18 protein-coding genes are annotated in these 16,130 nt (G+C 55.1%); 2 read left to right on the top strand and 16 right to left on the bottom strand.

From position 1 onward, the window contains the following. Positions 1 to 105: 105 nt before the first annotated feature. The 16 genes from FFI90_RS13515 to FFI90_RS13440 all read right to left on the bottom strand — a co-directional run bounded on the left by FFI90_RS13515 (position 106) and on the right by FFI90_RS13440 (position 12,792). The gene (locus FFI90_RS13515; protein WP_144778587.1) at positions 106 to 297 is read right to left on the bottom strand and encodes a 2-hydroxymuconate tautomerase; all 192 of its coding nucleotides are present in this window, start codon (positions 295 to 297) and stop codon (positions 106 to 108) included. A 9-nt stretch (positions 298 to 306) separates the two neighbouring features. After that, a complete protein-coding gene (dmpH, locus tag FFI90_RS13510; protein ID WP_144778586.1) occupies positions 307 to 1,101 on the bottom strand; it encodes a 2-oxo-3-hexenedioate decarboxylase in 795 nt (264 codons plus the stop codon). After that, entirely contained in the window at positions 1,098 to 2,135 is a 1,038-nt protein-coding gene (dmpG, locus tag FFI90_RS13505) for a 4-hydroxy-2-oxovalerate aldolase (RefSeq protein ID WP_144778585.1), read from the bottom strand. Before dmpG ends, dmpH begins: the two co-directional genes overlap by 4 nt. A 12-nt stretch (positions 2,136 to 2,147) precedes the next feature. Further along, on the bottom strand, positions 2,148 to 3,083 hold the full coding sequence (locus FFI90_RS13500; protein ID WP_144778584.1) for an acetaldehyde dehydrogenase (acetylating): 936 nt from the start codon (positions 3,081 to 3,083) through the stop codon (positions 2,148 to 2,150). Positions 3,084 to 3,086: 3 nt separating this feature from the next. After that, complete coding sequence (locus tag FFI90_RS13495) at positions 3,087 to 3,707, bottom strand: carboxymuconolactone decarboxylase family protein (protein WP_144778583.1); 621 nt, start codon at positions 3,705 to 3,707, stop codon at positions 3,087 to 3,089. 23 nt (positions 3,708 to 3,730) lie between these two features. Then, positions 3,731 to 4,516 (bottom strand): 2-oxopent-4-enoate hydratase, encoded by a 786-nt coding sequence (gene dmpE / locus FFI90_RS13490; protein WP_144778582.1) that lies wholly within the window; start codon positions 4,514 to 4,516, stop codon positions 3,731 to 3,733. Beyond that, the gene (locus tag FFI90_RS13485) at positions 4,516 to 5,382 is read right to left on the bottom strand and encodes an alpha/beta fold hydrolase (protein WP_144778581.1); all 867 of its coding nucleotides are present in this window, start codon (positions 5,380 to 5,382) and stop codon (positions 4,516 to 4,518) included. The genes dmpE and FFI90_RS13485 overlap by 1 nt, the downstream gene beginning before the upstream one ends. 7 nt (positions 5,383 to 5,389) lie before the next feature. Beyond that, positions 5,390 to 6,850: a 2-hydroxymuconic semialdehyde dehydrogenase gene (locus FFI90_RS13480; RefSeq protein ID WP_144778580.1), complete on the bottom strand. Its 1,461-nt coding sequence runs from the start codon at positions 6,848 to 6,850 to the stop codon at positions 5,390 to 5,392. Between the two features lie 31 nt (positions 6,851 to 6,881). Beyond that, complete coding sequence (locus FFI90_RS13475; RefSeq protein WP_144778579.1) at positions 6,882 to 7,805, bottom strand: catechol 2,3-dioxygenase; 924 nt, start codon at positions 7,803 to 7,805, stop codon at positions 6,882 to 6,884. Positions 7,806 to 7,810: 5 nt separating this feature from the next. Beyond that, positions 7,811 to 8,146 (bottom strand): 2Fe-2S iron-sulfur cluster-binding protein, encoded by a 336-nt coding sequence (locus FFI90_RS13470; protein ID WP_144778578.1) that lies wholly within the window; start codon positions 8,144 to 8,146, stop codon positions 7,811 to 7,813. A gap of 12 nt (positions 8,147 to 8,158) precedes the next feature. After that, positions 8,159 to 9,220 carry an NADH:ubiquinone reductase (Na(+)-transporting) subunit F gene (locus tag FFI90_RS13465; protein WP_144778577.1) on the bottom strand — a complete coding sequence of 354 codons (1,062 nt, stop codon included), beginning with the start codon at positions 9,218 to 9,220 and terminating at the stop codon, positions 8,159 to 8,161. Between the two features lie 10 nt (positions 9,221 to 9,230). Further along, a complete protein-coding gene (locus FFI90_RS13460) occupies positions 9,231 to 9,590 on the bottom strand; it encodes a phenol hydroxylase subunit P4 (RefSeq protein WP_144778576.1) in 360 nt (119 codons plus the stop codon). A gap of 64 nt (positions 9,591 to 9,654) precedes the next feature. Beyond that, positions 9,655 to 11,199 carry an aromatic/alkene/methane monooxygenase hydroxylase/oxygenase subunit alpha gene (locus tag FFI90_RS13455; protein ID WP_144778575.1) on the bottom strand — a complete coding sequence of 515 codons (1,545 nt, stop codon included), beginning with the start codon at positions 11,197 to 11,199 and terminating at the stop codon, positions 9,655 to 9,657. Between the two features lie 14 nt (positions 11,200 to 11,213). Next, the gene (locus tag FFI90_RS13450) at positions 11,214 to 11,483 is read right to left on the bottom strand and encodes an MmoB/DmpM family protein (protein ID WP_144778574.1); all 270 of its coding nucleotides are present in this window, start codon (positions 11,481 to 11,483) and stop codon (positions 11,214 to 11,216) included. Further along, positions 11,480 to 12,481: an aromatic/alkene monooxygenase hydroxylase subunit beta gene (locus tag FFI90_RS13445; RefSeq protein ID WP_144778573.1), complete on the bottom strand. Its 1,002-nt coding sequence runs from the start codon at positions 12,479 to 12,481 to the stop codon at positions 11,480 to 11,482. The genes FFI90_RS13450 and FFI90_RS13445 overlap by 4 nt, the downstream gene beginning before the upstream one ends. Before the next feature lie 59 nt (positions 12,482 to 12,540). Then, on the bottom strand, positions 12,541 to 12,792 hold the full coding sequence (locus tag FFI90_RS13440; protein ID WP_144778572.1) for a phenol hydroxylase subunit: 252 nt from the start codon (positions 12,790 to 12,792) through the stop codon (positions 12,541 to 12,543). Between the two features lie 360 nt (positions 12,793 to 13,152). Here FFI90_RS13440 and FFI90_RS13435 point away from each other — a divergent pair, with 360 nt between their 5' ends. Further along, positions 13,153 to 14,871, top strand: coding sequence for a sigma-54-dependent Fis family transcriptional regulator (locus FFI90_RS13435; protein WP_144778571.1), 1,719 nt, complete (start codon positions 13,153 to 13,155; stop codon positions 14,869 to 14,871). Between the two features lie 256 nt (positions 14,872 to 15,127). Continuing rightward, positions 15,128 to 16,120, top strand: coding sequence for a WD40/YVTN/BNR-like repeat-containing protein (locus tag FFI90_RS13430; RefSeq protein WP_144778570.1), 993 nt, complete (start codon positions 15,128 to 15,130; stop codon positions 16,118 to 16,120). Positions 16,121 to 16,130: the final 10 nt, after the last annotated feature.

Here is a 16,130-nt window from a genome sequence, read left to right as displayed (position 1 = left end):
ATGATTAAATACCAGCAAGACCTGCGCAATCCCACTGACGTAATACCGGCTATCTCCTTCTGACGCAGGGGGCTGTAGCCCGTCCATGTGCCAACACCTTGTCGGCTAACGCCCCATCTTTTTCGCCGACTGGCCGGCTATCCCGAAGTGCTGTTTCGGCATCTCGGTAATCATCACCCGGATACGTTCGATAGGTGCGTCCAGAGAGCGAGCCATGGCTTCACTCACTTCCCGGATCAGAGTTTCTTTCTGCTCGTCCGTCCTGCCTTCAATGACATACAACTGGGCAATCGGCATACACCCTCCTTACTCGAAGCGGGCAGACACTGTACCCAGGCCCTGATAACGCACAGTGATGTTGTCACCGGGCTCTACCGAGATGGCGGCGGTAATGCCGCCCGTCATGATGAAGGTGCCCGCCGGGATATGTTCGCCCCGCTCGGCCAACAGGTTCGCCAGCATCGCCACGCTGGACGCCGGATGACCCAATACCGATGCGCCGGCACCGACATCAACCACTTCACCGTTTTTCTCGACCACCACACCCAGCGTCTTCAGATCCAACTCCGCCACGTCGGCCATCTGGCCACCGGTAATAAACCGGGTGGACGAAGCGTTATCAGCCACCACGCTCACCAGATCAAACTTGAAGTCCTTATAGCGGGAGTCGATCACCTCTACCGCCGGAATCACAAAATCGGTGGCCGCCAGTACATCACCGATATGGCAACCCGGACCTTTCAGGGGAGCCTTGGTGACAAAGGCAATCTCGGCTTCGATTTTTGGATGGATCAGCTCCTTGGTGTTCACCACACCACCATCGGGCACGCTAAAGTAGTCCGCCAGGAATCCATAAATTGGGGTTTCCACACCCATCTGTGCCATCTTGGCCCAAGAGGTCAGGCCCATTTTCAAGCCGACAATTTTGTTGCCACGCCCTTCCTTGCGGCGGCGGATTTCCCACTGTACGTCGTAGGCATCCTCAAAGGTCATGTCCGGGTAGTCATTGGTGACCTTGGTAATATCGTAAGCCTGCAACTCGGCGTTTTCGACGTGTTCCGCCATGGCCAGAACCTGTTCGCGGCTCAATGTCTTACTCATGCGTTTTGCTCCTTTTGGGCGGCCAGAAGGTCCAGCGCCACGTCCACAATCATGTCTTCCTGACCACCTACCATGCGGCGGCGGCCGAGCTCTACCAGAATATCCACAGCTTTCAGACCATACTTCAGCGCCGCCACTTCGGCATGGCGCAGGAAGCTGGAGTACACCCCGGCATAACCCAACGCCAGGGTTTCGCGGTCCACCCGCACCGGACGATCCTGCAACGGGCGCACAATGTCATCGGCCGCATCCATCAGCGTGTAAAGATCAGTACCATGCTCCCAGCCCATACGCTCCGCGGCGGCAACGAACACTTCCAGAGGTGCGTTACCTGCTCCTGCGCCCATACCGGCAAGGCTCGCATCAATACGATCGCAGCCCTCTTCCACGGCCACAATGGAGTTGGCCACCCCCAGGCTGAGGTTATGGTGTGCGTGCATGCCGGTGTGCGTTTCGGGCTTCAGCACATCTTTCAGCGCGCGAAAGCGATCGCGAATGTCGTGCATGCCCATGGCCCCGCCAGAATCCACGACATACAGGCAGGTAGCACCAAAATCCTCCATTAACTTGGCTTGCTCAGCCAAGCCCTGTGGGGTCTGCATATGGCTCATCATTAAAAAGCCAACCGTATCCATACCCAACTTGCGGGCGTGTTCGATGTGCTGCCGTGACACATCTGCTTCTGTACAGTGTGTGGCAACCCGAACAACACGCGCACCAGCGTTATACGCAGCATCCAGATCGTGAACAGTGCCAATGCCAGGCAACAACAACGTCGCGATTTTCGCGTGGGTGACCACTTCTGCCACGGCTTCGATCCACTCCAGATCGGTGTGGGCCCCGAAGCCATAGTTGAAGCTGGATCCCTGAAGCCCGTCACCGTGGGCCACTTCAATGCTATCAACTTTGGCCTCGTCCAGAGCACGGGCAATGTCCTGCACGTTCTTGATCGAATACTGGTGCCGGATGGCGTGGCTTCCATCGCGCAGGGTCACGTCGGAGATATACAGTTTTTTTCCGGGATTAAACGTCATGATTCTGTCTCCTCAGTTGACCAGCGACTCGGCAATACGCTCGGCTGTACCGAGTGCTGCAGAGGTCATGATGTCGAGGTTGCCGGCATAGGCCGGAAGATAATGGGCGGCGCCTTCTACTTCCAGGAAGATGGAGGTTTTCAGGCCGCTGAAGCGTCCCAGGCCCGGAACATTGATCGGCTGATCCGCCGGAATCCGGTCGAATTGCACTTTCTGCTTCAGGCGATAGCCAGGTACGTAACTGTTAACCGCAGCCACCATTTCCTCAACTGAAGCTTCCACTTCGGCTTCATCCGCCGCCTCAGACAATACGTAAACCGTGTCCCGCATCAGCAGTGGCGGCTCAGCCGGATTCAGGATGATAATTGCCTTGCCCTTTTGGGCTCCTCCAACCACCTCAATGGCTCTGGATGTAGTTTCGGTAAACTCGTCAATGTTGGCACGGGTACCAGGACCGGCAGACTTGCTGGAAATAGACGCCACAATCTCGGCGTAGTGCACTTTCGCAATACGTGACACTGCTGCCACCATCGGAATGGTGGCTTGGCCGCCACAGGTCACCATATTGACATTACCTTCCTGCAGATTCTGCTCAAGGTTGACGACCGGAACACAGTAGGGGCCGATGGCCGCCGGTGTCAGATCAACAATCTTCAGGCTCTCCTTATGGCCACGCAGGAACACTTCGTTGTGCATGTGGGCACTGGCTGAGGTGGCGTCAAAGACGATATCGATATCGGCAAATTCCGGCATGTTTACCAGACCATCCACCCCTTCATGGGTAGTCGCAACACCCATGCGGCTGGCACGTGCCAACCCGTCGGATTCAGGGTCGATTCCCACCATGACACCCATTTCAATGTGCTTACCATTACGCAGAACCTTGATCATCAGGTCGGTGCCTATATTGCCCGAACCGATGATGGCTGCTTTCAATTTCTTGGCCATCGTTTAATCCTCTGTGTTCCGTATCCAGGCCTGACGGCCATGTTTTCCAGCGTTCCAGCCGCTGGCAGCCAGGTGTGCATTGGCGACTGCCTCTGGCTCCGCCTCCAGAGGCGTCGCCAGGCTGTCGTTCCATCGGTTAAAAAAGCCAAACAAGCCTACAACGCTCAGCAGTTCTACGATCTCGCCCTCATTCCAGTGAACGCGCAGCTGTTCAAATAACTCGTCGGTCACGCCATTGGGCTGAGATGCGGCGGCCAGTGCGAACTCCAGAGCCACCTTTTCGCGCTCGTTGAACAGGGCGCTGTTGTGAAAGTCCCAGACTGCTTCCAGCTTCTCCGCCGGGATACCGTGACGACTGGCGCTGACGGCAGTGTGGGCACGGCAGTATTGGCAACCGGCCGCGGCGCTCGCCACGTGGCCGATTAAGCGTTTGAATCCAAGATCCACCTCGCCCTTGGGGTCGTATACCGCTGCCGACAAGGTCGTCACTGCCTTGACGAGCTCCGGGCGACGTTGCATCACCAGAAAACTGTTGGGAACGAAACCCAGCGTGCGCTCGAAGAAGGCGAACTTCTCTCCCAGCTCTTCGTTAGCCTGGGCGGGTAACGGTTCTAAACGGGCCATAAACCTACCTCCTTTCATTAACTTCAGGAGAAGCGCACGGAGGCGCTGCCAATGCCGCCGATGTCCACGCGCATATAATCTCCGGCCTTGACCGGCTCCAGTGGCACCAACGAACCGGAGAGAATGACTTCACCGGCTTTTAGCGGAATACCAAACTCGCCCAGCGTGTTGGCAAGCCAGGTAACGCAGTTCACTGGCGAACCCAAAGCGGCAGCACCGGCCCCGGCGCTCAGCACGGCACCGTTCTTTTCAACCACCATGCCGCAGGTCACCAGATCCACTTTGCGCGGTGAGACGGCCTGGTCACCCAGCACAAACAGGCCGCAGGAGGCGTTGTCAGCAATGGTGTCCTGAATCGCGATTTTCCAGTCACGGATACGGGAGTCGACAATCTCGAAACAGGGCATCACACACTCGGTAGCGGCCAACACATCGGCGTTGGTCACACCCGGCCCGATCAGGTCTTTCTTCAGGATAAAAGCAATCTCGCCTTCGGCCCGAGGCGCGATCAACCGGTCGCTGATGGGCATGACTTCGCCGCTATTGAACACCATGTCATCGGTCAGATAGCCAAAATCCGGTTGGTGCACGTTGAGCATGTTCTGCACCGCCTCGCTGGTCACCCCGATTTTCTTGCCGATTACCGACGCTCCGGCGGCCAGCCGACGCTCCAACATGCGCAGGGATATGTGGTAAGCGTCGGTGATGGTGATGTCTTCGCCGCGACTGGTGAGTGGATCAACGGCTTCGCGGGCCAGCATGGCCTGGTAAAGTTCGTCACCCAGTTCCTGGATTCGTTTCTGTTCCATTAATGTGCTCCTGAAGCCATAGCGTCGGCTTCGCTGAGAAAATCGTTGACCAATCGCGCAAAGCGATTGGCGTGTTCAATCTGAGTCCAGTGACCACATCGGCCAAAGACATGAAGCTGGGATCGATCGATCCAGTTTGCGAGTGTCAGGGACGCCTGAACAGGAATCACCTGGTCTTCACGGCCGTGGATGACCAGCGCTTCGTGGGGCAAGGCACGAATGTCCGCTTCCGGGCTGGCCAGGCGATCCACCCAACGTTGGCGTGGCGCCGGAAACATAGCGGCAAATGACTCCTGAAAACCGGGGCGGATGCTGGCCAAATAGCGCAACTCGGCCAACTCGTCATTCACCAGATTCCGATCAAAGGCAAAGGTGTCCAGAAGCTGGCGCATGGATTCAAAGGACGGTTGGTAGCCCCACACTTCATCCAGCCCCCGGGTGATCGGAAAACTCACCCCTACGCTGCCCATGAGTACCAGCCGGCGAACCCGTTCGGGGTACCGAATTGCCAGAGCCAGGGCAATCCCACCGCCAAAGGAGTTACCGATCAGATCCACCCGCTTTAAACCCAATTCATCCATTACCCCCACCGCGTGGTCGACCCATCGGTCCCGGCTGTAGAACTGATCTTCCGGGCGCTCGCTGTAGCCAAACCCCAGCATGTCCGGTGCTACTACTCTGCGCTGGCGGGCCAGCTCTGGAATGACCAGCCGCCAGTTCGCCCAGGCAGTTACCCCGGGACCGGAACCGTGGATCAGCATGGCCGGGAAGCCGTCACCCTCGTCGTGCAGATTCGTCCGGTAACCCGCCGCGACAATTTCGCGACCAATCTCGGGGCTGGTTGTGGTTGCCACGTTCACCGTCATACCCGCCTCATAGCTTGACGCAGATGTTTTTCATCTCGGTGTAGAACTCCAGGGAGTGCACACCACCCTCACGGCCAATACCCGACTGTTTGCTGCCACCGAACGAGGTGCGTAAATCCCGTAGGAACCAGCTGTTCACCCAGATAATTCCGGCTTCAATCTGGCCCGCAACACGGTGGGCGCGAGTGATGTTTTCACTCCAGATCGCAGATGCGAGCCCGTAAGGAAGGCTGTTGGCAAGCTCGATGGCTTCCTCTTCGGTGTCGAAGGGGCGAATGTGGCAACAGGGGCCGAAAATTTCGTCGGTCACCACGGCCGAGTCATCTGCCAGGCCGATCCAGATGGTAGGCTGTATCCAGGCACCACCTGCCAGTTCTTCCGGCATATCCGGCACACCACCACCGGTGACGACCGTCGCGCCGTCATCCACCGCTTTCTGATAGAAGGACAGAACTTTCTCCCGGTGCTTGAGACTGACCAGAGGCCCCATATCGGCCTCGGGGTCGTTGGGAGGACCAACTTTGAGCTCTTCAGCACCGGCTTTAAGTCGGGCTACAAACTCATCAAAGATCGGACGCTCGACATAGACCCGCTCTGTGCCCAGGCATACCTGACCGCAGTTGACAAACGCGGAGCGCATGGTGCCCTCAATCGCCTTGTCCATATCGCAATCAGCGAACACCAGCCCGGCATTCTTGCCCCCCAATTCCAGGGAAATGTCACGAATGCCCCTGGCCGCAGATTTCATGATGACTTCGCCCGTGCCGGTTTCACCGGTAAAGGTAAAACCATCCACCAGAGGGTGTTCGGTCAGGAAGGAGCCCGCGGAGTCGCCGCCGAAACCGTGAACCACGTTGAATACGCCATCCGGAACGCCGGCGTCTTTCATTACCTCCCCCAGCAACGCCGTCGTCGTCGGCGTTTCTTCCGAAGGCTTGACCACAACCGTGTTACCGCACGCCAGGGCCGGCCCCACTTTCCAGGTCATCAGCAGCAACGGCAGGTTCCAGGGGCTGATCACCCCAATCACACCTTTAGGCCGACGTACCGCGTAGTTAATTGCTCCGGTGCCATCCGGCGTTGGCATTTCAAACGATTCCGTGGGCACGCTCTTGACCATGTCCGCGAACACTTTGAAGTTCGCCGCACCCCGGGGAATGTCGATGTGGCTGGCCATAGATTTCGGCTTGCCGGTATCCAGGCATTCGGCGTTCAGAAACTCGTCGAAACGCGCGTTAATACCGTCCGCCACCTTGTGCAGAATGGCACCGCGTTGATCCAGGGTCATTTTGCCCCAAGGGCCACGCAGGGCAGCTTTCGCCGCCTGCACGGCCGCATCCACTTCCTCTCGCCCGGCTTCGTGAACCTTGGCGATCACTTTGCCGGTAGCCGGGTTAACGTTGTCGAACAGCCGGCCACCGGCCGAACCCACGTATTGCCCGTTGATGTAGTGCTTGATTTCTTTCATTGCTGCTATGCCCTGTTAAACCAAAGGAGATTCACGTCAGAACCGTCAGGAAGCGCTCGTTCAGAACCCGGTCGTGGTAGAAGATGGCCTTGCCCAGTTCTTCTGCATCCCAGGTCACCGGTTCGTGGTCCGGGTAGTGGTAATCACCGCCTGCAAACACTTCATTTCGGTTACCGGAGGGGTCAAAGAAGTAGATGGTCTGGCCATGGGTGAGGCCGTGACGGGTCGGGCCAATATCAATGGAGGTGTCTGTCATGGACAGCAGATCTGCCGCCTTGAGAACATCCTGCCAGGTCTCCAGGAAAAACGACGCGTGGTGAAATTTGCCCGGCTCTTCGTGATGAATAAACGCGATATCATGAGCCTTGGTACTGACCGTCAAAAACTGAGCAACCCGCTTGCCATCAGGCGCAATGACCTGTTCTGCCAAGTCAAAACCGAGCACATCCCGGAACAGATCCAGAGTTTCATCCAGGTTCGGGCCATAGAGCAGGCAGTGGTCAAAGCGTGTTGCCTTTATACCCTCAAGGCCGCGCGGCCAAGCTTCCGGGTTGTGATTGCCTACGCCCCATTTACCGGTCTGCTTTTTGGTGGCGTAGAGTTCAAAGGCATGGCCCGTAGGCGCAATAAAACGAACCCGCCGCCCACAATCTCTCAGTTCGCCCGCAGGGATATCTTCAACCTCGCAGCCACGCTCGATGAGTTCACTGCGCAACTGGCCCAGCACGTCTTCGTTGAGGCATTTAAAGCCCATAAAGTCCATGCCAGGCTCGTCAGCTTCCCTAAGGACGACGGAGAACTTGTCCACTTCCGTCCAGCCCTTCAGGTACACGCGGCCCTGGTCATCACGGTCCATTTCGATAAGGCCCAAAAGGTCCTTATAATGTTTGACGGCCTCATCCATATCGAGAACACGGATCTGAACGTGGCCGGGACGCATTACACCCTTCTTCATGATGCTTACCTCAGTACTTTTGTTGTTGTGTGCTCGCTCGCGAGCCTGCCCGCAGGTTGCGGACGGCATTCAATAATCAGATTGCCCAGTGGGTAGATGCGGCAGGCCAGCACCTCACCCTCTCCAATTGCTCCCGGGGGGACATGCACCCGGCTCATCTTTCCACACTCAAAATCGCCGTTGAGCACAGTGATCTTGCAGAAGCCACAACCGCCGCCCCTGCAGCCTACCGGCACGCACTTCAGCCCCTGCTGCTCCATGGCTTTGAGGACGCTTTGGCCGGCTTTACATCGGAACGTCTGACCGCTGCGTTGCTCAGTGACCTGATACGTCTCTCCCATGACTGGCCTCGCTTATATCTTTTTGAACAGGGCAGAACGCTGTGCATCTTCTGCTCCGTCGGCCGCCGTGAGGAATTTCTCCATGAAAATGTCCCGCTCGAACAGGCGGCCCTGCATCAGTGCGGTGATGGCAGCATCAATCATCGGAGGAGGCCCGCAGAGATAGGCTTTCAGACCGGAAAAACGGTGGTCAAAATATGCTTTCGCGGCATCGTGCACATAGCCCTTGAAGCCCTGCCAACTGGCGTCGCCTTCCGCCTGGCTCAGGGCTGGAACATAGGTGAAGTTTTCATGGTCACGATCCAGTGCTTCGAAGAGCTCACGGTTATAGAGTTCGTCCATATTGCGGGCGCCCTGGAACAACACGATTTTGCGCTCGTCACCCTGTTCCAGCAGGTCCAGAATCATGCACTGAGGACTGGAAAGCCCTGAGCCGCCGGCAATAAATATAAGGTCGCCCGGCTGCGAGCTGCGTACGAAAAACTGCCCGTAAGGACCAGACAGGCTCAAGGTGTCGCCTACTTTGAGCTGATGATGAACATAGGTTGTCGCTGCCCCGCCTTCGACCAGCCGAACATGCAGTTCCACCTCATCTGAGCGACTGGGAGGATTAGCCAGGGAAAAGGCTCTGGGTCCCTCGACGCCAGGCAGCTCGATGTTGATGTACTGGCCAGCCTGAAAGGTCATCGCCCGGTCGAGCTTAAGATGCACACCTTTGATGGTCGGCGACAGGTCGACGACTTCCATAACGGTGGCCTGATAATCCTCAACTGGATAGCCCTCAAAGTCCTCATCCACATCAATATCCGCTTCGATGGTGACGTCACTTTCAAGGGTGGCGCAGCAGGCCAGAACCTTGCCTTCCTCACGCTCGCTGTCCATCAGCGCAAAGGGTGAGGCTTCACCCACATCCACATCACCGTCGATCACCTGGACTTTGCAGGTCGCGCAGGTTCCGTGACCGCAGGCAAACGGTAACCACACACCGTGGCGCAGTGCGGCCTGCAGGATAGTCTGGCCATCTTCAACTTCAATCTGTTCGCCAATCGGTTCGATGGTAACGGTATAGCTCATCACTCAGTCCTCAGGATGCAGAACCCTGGATACCTTCCAGGCCCGGTGTGGTTACGGTCAGCATGCTCTTGTGGTCAATACCATTGGCGATCAGTGTGGCCGCGAGGTCCGGCGTGAATGCTTCCTCGTTAAGCCGCCACTGCGCACTCAGGAAATCCGCGGTTTCAGAATCCGGGTGCCCCGCAACCGCAGGTTTGAGCAGTTCGTCCACAAAAGCACCGAAGGTCATATCCGGCGCTACCAACATCGCGAAAGGGGCGCAGAACATCAGGTGATGAGGCCAATAGACGTAAAGCAACTGCATGCCATTGAAATTCTCGACGCGGTCTTTGGGTTCTGCGTGATACTCGGAAATAGCGTTAACACTCATGGTGCACTCCTTTTTGTTATACAAGGCCCGCCCTGGCTCCAGCCAGGAGGGCGGGCAAACCCGGTCAGGCGGCCGTTTTCTTTTGACGACTTGTCGAGAGGGGCTTCAGACCTTTGATATCCAGCCAGCGCTGGTGATCGGGCGAGCCGAGATATTCCATATTGTCGACGCCAGGAACGATGTGGTAATACTTCTCAACCACTGTCGCTACGTCCGCACCGCCGCAGTTACCCTGATAAATCTGATGCACGGGCAGCCAAGCCTGGATGTACTTTTCAGGTTCGTTCTTGAAAATGTCGCAGCAACCATCCGAACAGAAGTGATAACGCTCACCTTCGTGCTTGACCTGGCGATGGCTGAACACCGTCGGGTCGTCTTTCTCGGTCATAATGTTTGGTATCTGACACACCTGACAAAGCTGGGGAAGCGTGTTGTTATAGAAGCGGTTCCCTTTCTTTTGCTCCTTGTCCCAATGCTCGAAGCGGTCACGGTAGTACTTGTCGAAAGTCTCGGGGTACTTCTCAGACAACCAGGCCATCTCGTCTTCCTGAGGCATCCAGGTGTGGAAGTTGGTCGCCTGGCTGTACTGATAGAACGTGGCCCAGGTTTGGTGGCTGGAATGATTTTTGGCGGCGTTGGCAACATCCTGATACTTGGGCGGGCGAATGCCATAACGCTCAAGATCCTTGAACAGGGCACCACCGCTTTGCTCGTAATACATTTCCCAGGCCTCAGCCCAGGACATCACCTTGTTGGGCAGCATGTAGTCCATCATCATGCCTACCAGGCTCAACAGGCGAAAACCGCGCCAGAACCACTTGTCGACCCACTTCTGAATGATGGGCACGTTGTCTTCGTGTTGCTCCAGAATGAACTTGATGACCTCAAGACCCAGCGTCATATGGCGTGCTTCATCCGACTGCGCGGAAAAGCCGAATGTAACCGTTGCCATATCTCCGTTGTAGGCGGCACCAGACATGAAGGGAACAAACAACAGGTTGGTCAACACGTATTCAAACGAGAAGGAAATTGCAGTCAGGAACTCAAACGGGCCGGCAGAACGTGCATCATCAAAAAAGGATTTGGGAACCGACAGAAACCAGACCCGATCGTGCTGATACGAGGCATCGTGCAATCCGTTGAAGTGCTTGTTGTAGTGACTCATCGCGTGTTGTTGGGTTTGCGCATGGCGCAACTCGTCAATCGCTTGCATCTGGCAGGCTACTCGCGCACCGGCACCACTAAACTGCCGGCCCACTCGCGCATAACCTTGGTATGCAGCGTATTCAACGGGTGATATGCCGGAAAGGAACAGCTTTAAAGCGTTGACGTAGCGGGCATCTGTAATATTCTGTTGGCCGTTATTCTGGGCAAACGCATCAAAAATGGCGTAAAGCTTCTTTTCCTTCTCAGCCTGATACTTCCAGTAGGTATCCATGGTCAGGCGGAACGGATCTTCCCATTGGTCCCAGTTAAGGATCTTGATGCCTTCAAAACTCTCATCCGGGTAGATGTCTTCGTGCTTCTCGTAGGTAGGCTCCCACGCCATATCACGCGTCAGATACTGATATTTGTCTTTAAGGTTCAGCTTCTTGTTTTTGCTAGCCATGTTGGATCTCCTGATCAATTCCACGAAACAATGAAATGGTCGTCGTCTTCGTCGACATTGCCGCCAATGCTAATAACCTCGAGCAGCATTTCCTGAACTTCCCAATCCCGGCCAAGTGTTTCTTCCATTGTTTCCCGATTGATCACCAGACGCTTCTCAGCGGTAATGCGAATCATCGCCGGCGAATGTTGCACCTCGGCCTCCGGATTATCTGTAACGATCGCCTCTACCAGATAACGGGCGTTGTCGTTGTCCTGAAATGCCATAAATACTTTCTGGCTCATGCCTGAACTCCTGTGCTTTCAAGACCTGCTTTTTTAAGACGGACTGAAAGCTCGGCACGGAGTTCATCCAGAGCGTCCAGTCCCGTTGTGGCCTGAGCGATGGGCTTGAGTGCCTCGTAGACCATAGGCTCCCAATTTTTCACCCAGCTCTGGACTTGCTCGCGGTTACGGCCACTCTCAGCTACGACAGTTTTAATCATGGCGTTGGTCCAGCGCAGGGACTCCTTGTACCAGTCGCGTTGGAACTCGGTGAGCATGGATATATCTTCAGCTCCCTGTTCGCCAAACCACGCATCCATCCGGTCGTAAACCAGCGGATACATGAGCCCATCAAGCAGTACGTTCTGCACAAGGGTGATTTCGAACCAGTCATCAACGACCAAAATGCCCTCTACCAGTTTGCGCAATGGCTGCCACAGCTCGTCATCCATCCAATAGGTTTTGGACTCATCAAGAGCGGTGCCGGTACTGCCATCAAGCAGCAGTGCGATACGAGACAGATACTGGCCCATACCCAGGTGATCGGTAGCGGCAAACATGTGCATCTGTGACACGGTGGTTGCTGTCGAATCGCCGGCAATTTTGCTGTTATTCATGTTGGCGCCTAGCGCAACGTGGCGGAATGGCACCAAAAGGCGCAGGAGCTGCTTTTGCGTTTCCTCAGGCAGGCGGGTGAGCAGGTTACGCTTGTCACAAAACGCAAAACTGCTTTCTGCTGCTTCCTGCATCTTTGCCCGATTGCCAACGTAGGCGCCGTAGAAAAACTGGCGCGGGTCGGTCACCGCATACCAATCTTCCATGCGCAAGGCTGTTCGTGTGGGGTCATTCAAGGTGCGCTTCGGATCCCATAGCGGGCGATAATGGAAGTTGGTTGTGGCCGCAAGGTCAAAGCTGGCCTCTTGGTAGCGAGTTGCCGGCTTATCACCAAAGCGACGCGCAATAGCCGAGTAGGTATTGCGAATGGGTTCCACCGAGGTGGTTTTAATCTCAACACTCATGTCTGCCTTCCCATCGTTGTTTTTATGAATTGGATGTTGGCGCTGCTTATCTTCTGACTTCAGCGGTGGCCTTTCTCACCAAAGCGCCACTTGATCATGTCTTCATCAATCTGACGGATCATGTCGGAGTCCATGTGCACCACGTTGTTGTGCTCACAGAAAATCCGAAAGGCTTCCCAGGGCAGCACCAACTCGACGAAAAGTTCGGGATGGCCGATCGCAAAATCGAATTCCACAAACCGGTCGTCCGGTGCACTGCGAACCCGGATATAGCGGGTTAGTTCATTGAAGGTCTTTGCTCGCTGTTCCATCGTTGACCTCTTTGTGTTTTTTATTGGCTGAGAAGAGTGGAGCAACGGCTGTGCCACAATTTGTCAGAAACCACCAGGAGCCATACCAACTCATTGTTTCAAATGAACTTCCAAACAATCACCAAGCCTCAGCAGAGCTGAGGTCAGAGTAATAACCCTTGAACTTGATCAGGAGAAGTTGATCATTTAATAAAAAAAAAGTGGAAATTGAGCAAATGCTGAGATGTCCGGACGCACCTAGGTGGCTCGCAATTATTTTTACCATTTGGTTGATTTTTGACATCAATCAGGGGTTATATAAATAAAACTCTCAATGGGCGTTCGCGTTCACTCATTACAAAAATAATAAGAGATCCGGATATGGCTATCAGCTATAAATCACAATTAAAATATAAAGATTATCAAGACCTTACAGATCAGATTCGATTCCTGAGCTCAGAAGGAAAAATCTGGCTTAGTGAGCAGCGCATGCTGTTGATGGCCGTAAGTGCGATGGCTGCGTTTCGTCGCGAAATCGTCAACAGCATGGGGGTCGAGAGGGCAAAGGGCTTTTTCCTGCGTCTCGGCTATCAGTCTGGTTTAAGGGATGCCGAGTTGGCGCGAAAACTTCGTCCTCACTGCGATGAGATCGATATTTTTCTGGCAGGCCCTCAACTCCACGCCCTGAAAGGCATGGTCAAGGTTATTCCCATAAAAGTAGACATCGACCAGAAAGCTGGGGATTTCTATGCGGAAATAGAGTGGGTTGACTCCTTCGAGGTGGAGATCTGCCAAACAGAGCTGGGACAGATGGACGAGCCAGCCTGCTGGGCTCTGCTGGGCTACGCATGTGCGTATACATCCTCCTTTATGGGGCGCGAGGTCATCTTCCGCGAAATCAGTTGCCGGGGCTGCGGAGACGAGAAGTGCGTGATTGTGGGGAAACCTGCGGAGCAGTGGGAAGATGCCGAAGAATTTGCCCGCTATTTCAAGGCTGATCCCATCATAGAGGAGCTTTACGACCTGCAATCCCAGGTCAGCTCGCTGCGCAGCAGTCTCGAAAAACAGCAAGGCCAGTACTATGGGATTGGCCAGTCGGCTTCCTACAACAAAGTCTGCAAAATGATTGATAAGGCGGCACTGGGCAAAGTCTCGGTGCTGCTGCTGGGAGAAACCGGGGTTGGCAAAGAAGTTGTTGCCCGCAGTGTGCACTTGCGCAGTGAGAGGGCTGAGGGTCCTTTTATCGCTGTCAACTGCGCAGCCATTCCGCCCGATCTGATCGAACCAGAACTCTTCGGCGTGGAGAAAGGCGCATTTACCGGCGCCAATCAATCCAGGCCGGGACGTTTTGAGAGGGCAAACGGCGGCACCATCTTTCTTGATGAAGTGGTCGAACTGACACCCCGTGCACAAGCCTCCCTGTTGCGGGTGCTTCAGGAGGGTGAACTTGAGCGAGTTGGCGACAACCGAACCCGCTCCGTTAATGTCCGGATCATCGCAGCAACAAATGAAAGCCTCGCTACAGCCGTAGAAGCAGGTAGATTCCGGGCCGATCTGTACTACCGGCTCAATGTTTTTCCAGTACAGATTCCGCCCTTGCGCGAGCGGCTGGAGGACTTACCACTTCTGGCAGAGCACTTTCTTCGAAAGTTCCAGACCGAGTACAACAAGCGCACACTGGGGCTCTCTGACAAAGCGCTGGAGTTGTGTTTGCGCTATCGCTGGCCAGGCAATATTCGTGAACTGGAGAACGTTATTGAACGGGGTGTGATACTTACCGACAACAAAGAGACCATAGGCCAGGATGCGCTTTTTGCAGTCGTCCCGGATAGCGAATTCCACCAGACTTCGTCCCAGTCCACGGAAGTTATTGATTATGAAGGCCAGATTGTAGCCGGCAGCACTCAAAGCGTATCCGGGCATTGGGCAGCCGACATTCTGAACTGCGGAGTCAGCCTGGATGAAGTGGAAAAAACCCTGATGCAGCGAGCTATGGATGAGGCTAACCAGAATGTATCAGGAGCCGCACGACTGCTTGGACTCACCCGCCCCGCATTAGCTTACCGGCTCAAAAAATCCGGAATTCTCTCGGAAAGCTGAGCTAGCCCCCGTCTCTGCGGAACAAGGATGTTCCTGACAATGTTTTATTTGATGAAATCAGCAACCTCCCATCTACATTTGATTATTTGATAAAAATCATTCCACAGCCCTGCACTTTACCGACCAAAAAATAATCAGGTGAAATGTTTTAGTTTTTTCTTTTCAATAACTTAAAATATAAAAGCCAGCATGGCATAACCGTTGCTAAGTCTCTGTTAAGTCGCTTTACACACAAAAACAAAGACGGTGACGCAACATGCAATATGCCTTGGTGTGCCCAACCGGCACCTTCCGAACTACCTTTGCCGTCGCAGCTCTGTCGTCGCTCTTGCTGACCGGTTGCGAAGCGCCCCTTAACCTCGACGCTGTGCGGGCGCAATCACAAGAACCCCTGAAGCGTACAGACTTTTATCAATCCATGACCCGGAACGAGTCGCTCGTGGTACTTGCAGGTAACGCAGGCTCGTTACTGCGGAGCCCGGACAACGGCGAAAGCTGGAAAAGAATCCCTCTGCCCACCGACAGCAGCTTCATAGATGTCGAGACCTGTCCTGATGGCAGCTTCATAGCACTAACGTTTAATAACGAAATCTGGCACGGCGATACCCGTGGTAAAAACTGGACGGCGCACGCCCTTCCCAGCCAGGAACAGATGATGACAGCCGACTGCGCCCCCGATGGTAGCTGGTGGGCCGCCGGCAGCTTCACCACCATTCAGAGCAGTGGCAACCAGGGTGAGACCTGGACTGAAACCACCCTCAACGAGGATGCCATCCTCAATAACCTGCAGTTCATCGATGCCGAAAGTGCCTTCATCACGGGTGAGTACGGCATGGTGCTCAACACCCGCGACGGTGGCAAAAGCTGGGATTACGCCGGCTATCTCCCGGAGGAGTTTTACGCCCATACGAGTCATTTTGTTTCAGAAAATGAGGGTTGGGTTGGCGGCCTGAACGGATTCGTCTACCACACCATGGATGGTGGAGAAAGCTGGGAAAGATCCCTTACAGGAATCAATGCTCCGATTTTCGGGTTCGTTGCCGGCCCTTCCGGGCTGTACGCACTGGCAGACAACGCTACGGTGCTGAAGCTCTCCGGTAATTCCTGGCAGAAGATTTCCAACTCTGACCAGCCACTGTATTTGCGCAGCGGACTATTGATGTCCGATAACCGACTGCTCGCCGCAGGTGCTCGCGGCCTTCTGCTGAACCTTGAAATCCCCATGGCCTTCTCGGCCAGCACTGACTGAGGAGCTCCTC

The sequence above is a fragment of the Marinobacter maritimus genome, from assembly GCF_007671675.1.
Lineage (GTDB): Bacteria > Pseudomonadota > Gammaproteobacteria > Pseudomonadales > Oleiphilaceae > Marinobacter > Marinobacter maritimus.
The sequence above is the reverse complement of the archived record's forward strand: the minus strand, read 5'-3'. Positions and strand labels throughout refer to the sequence as shown.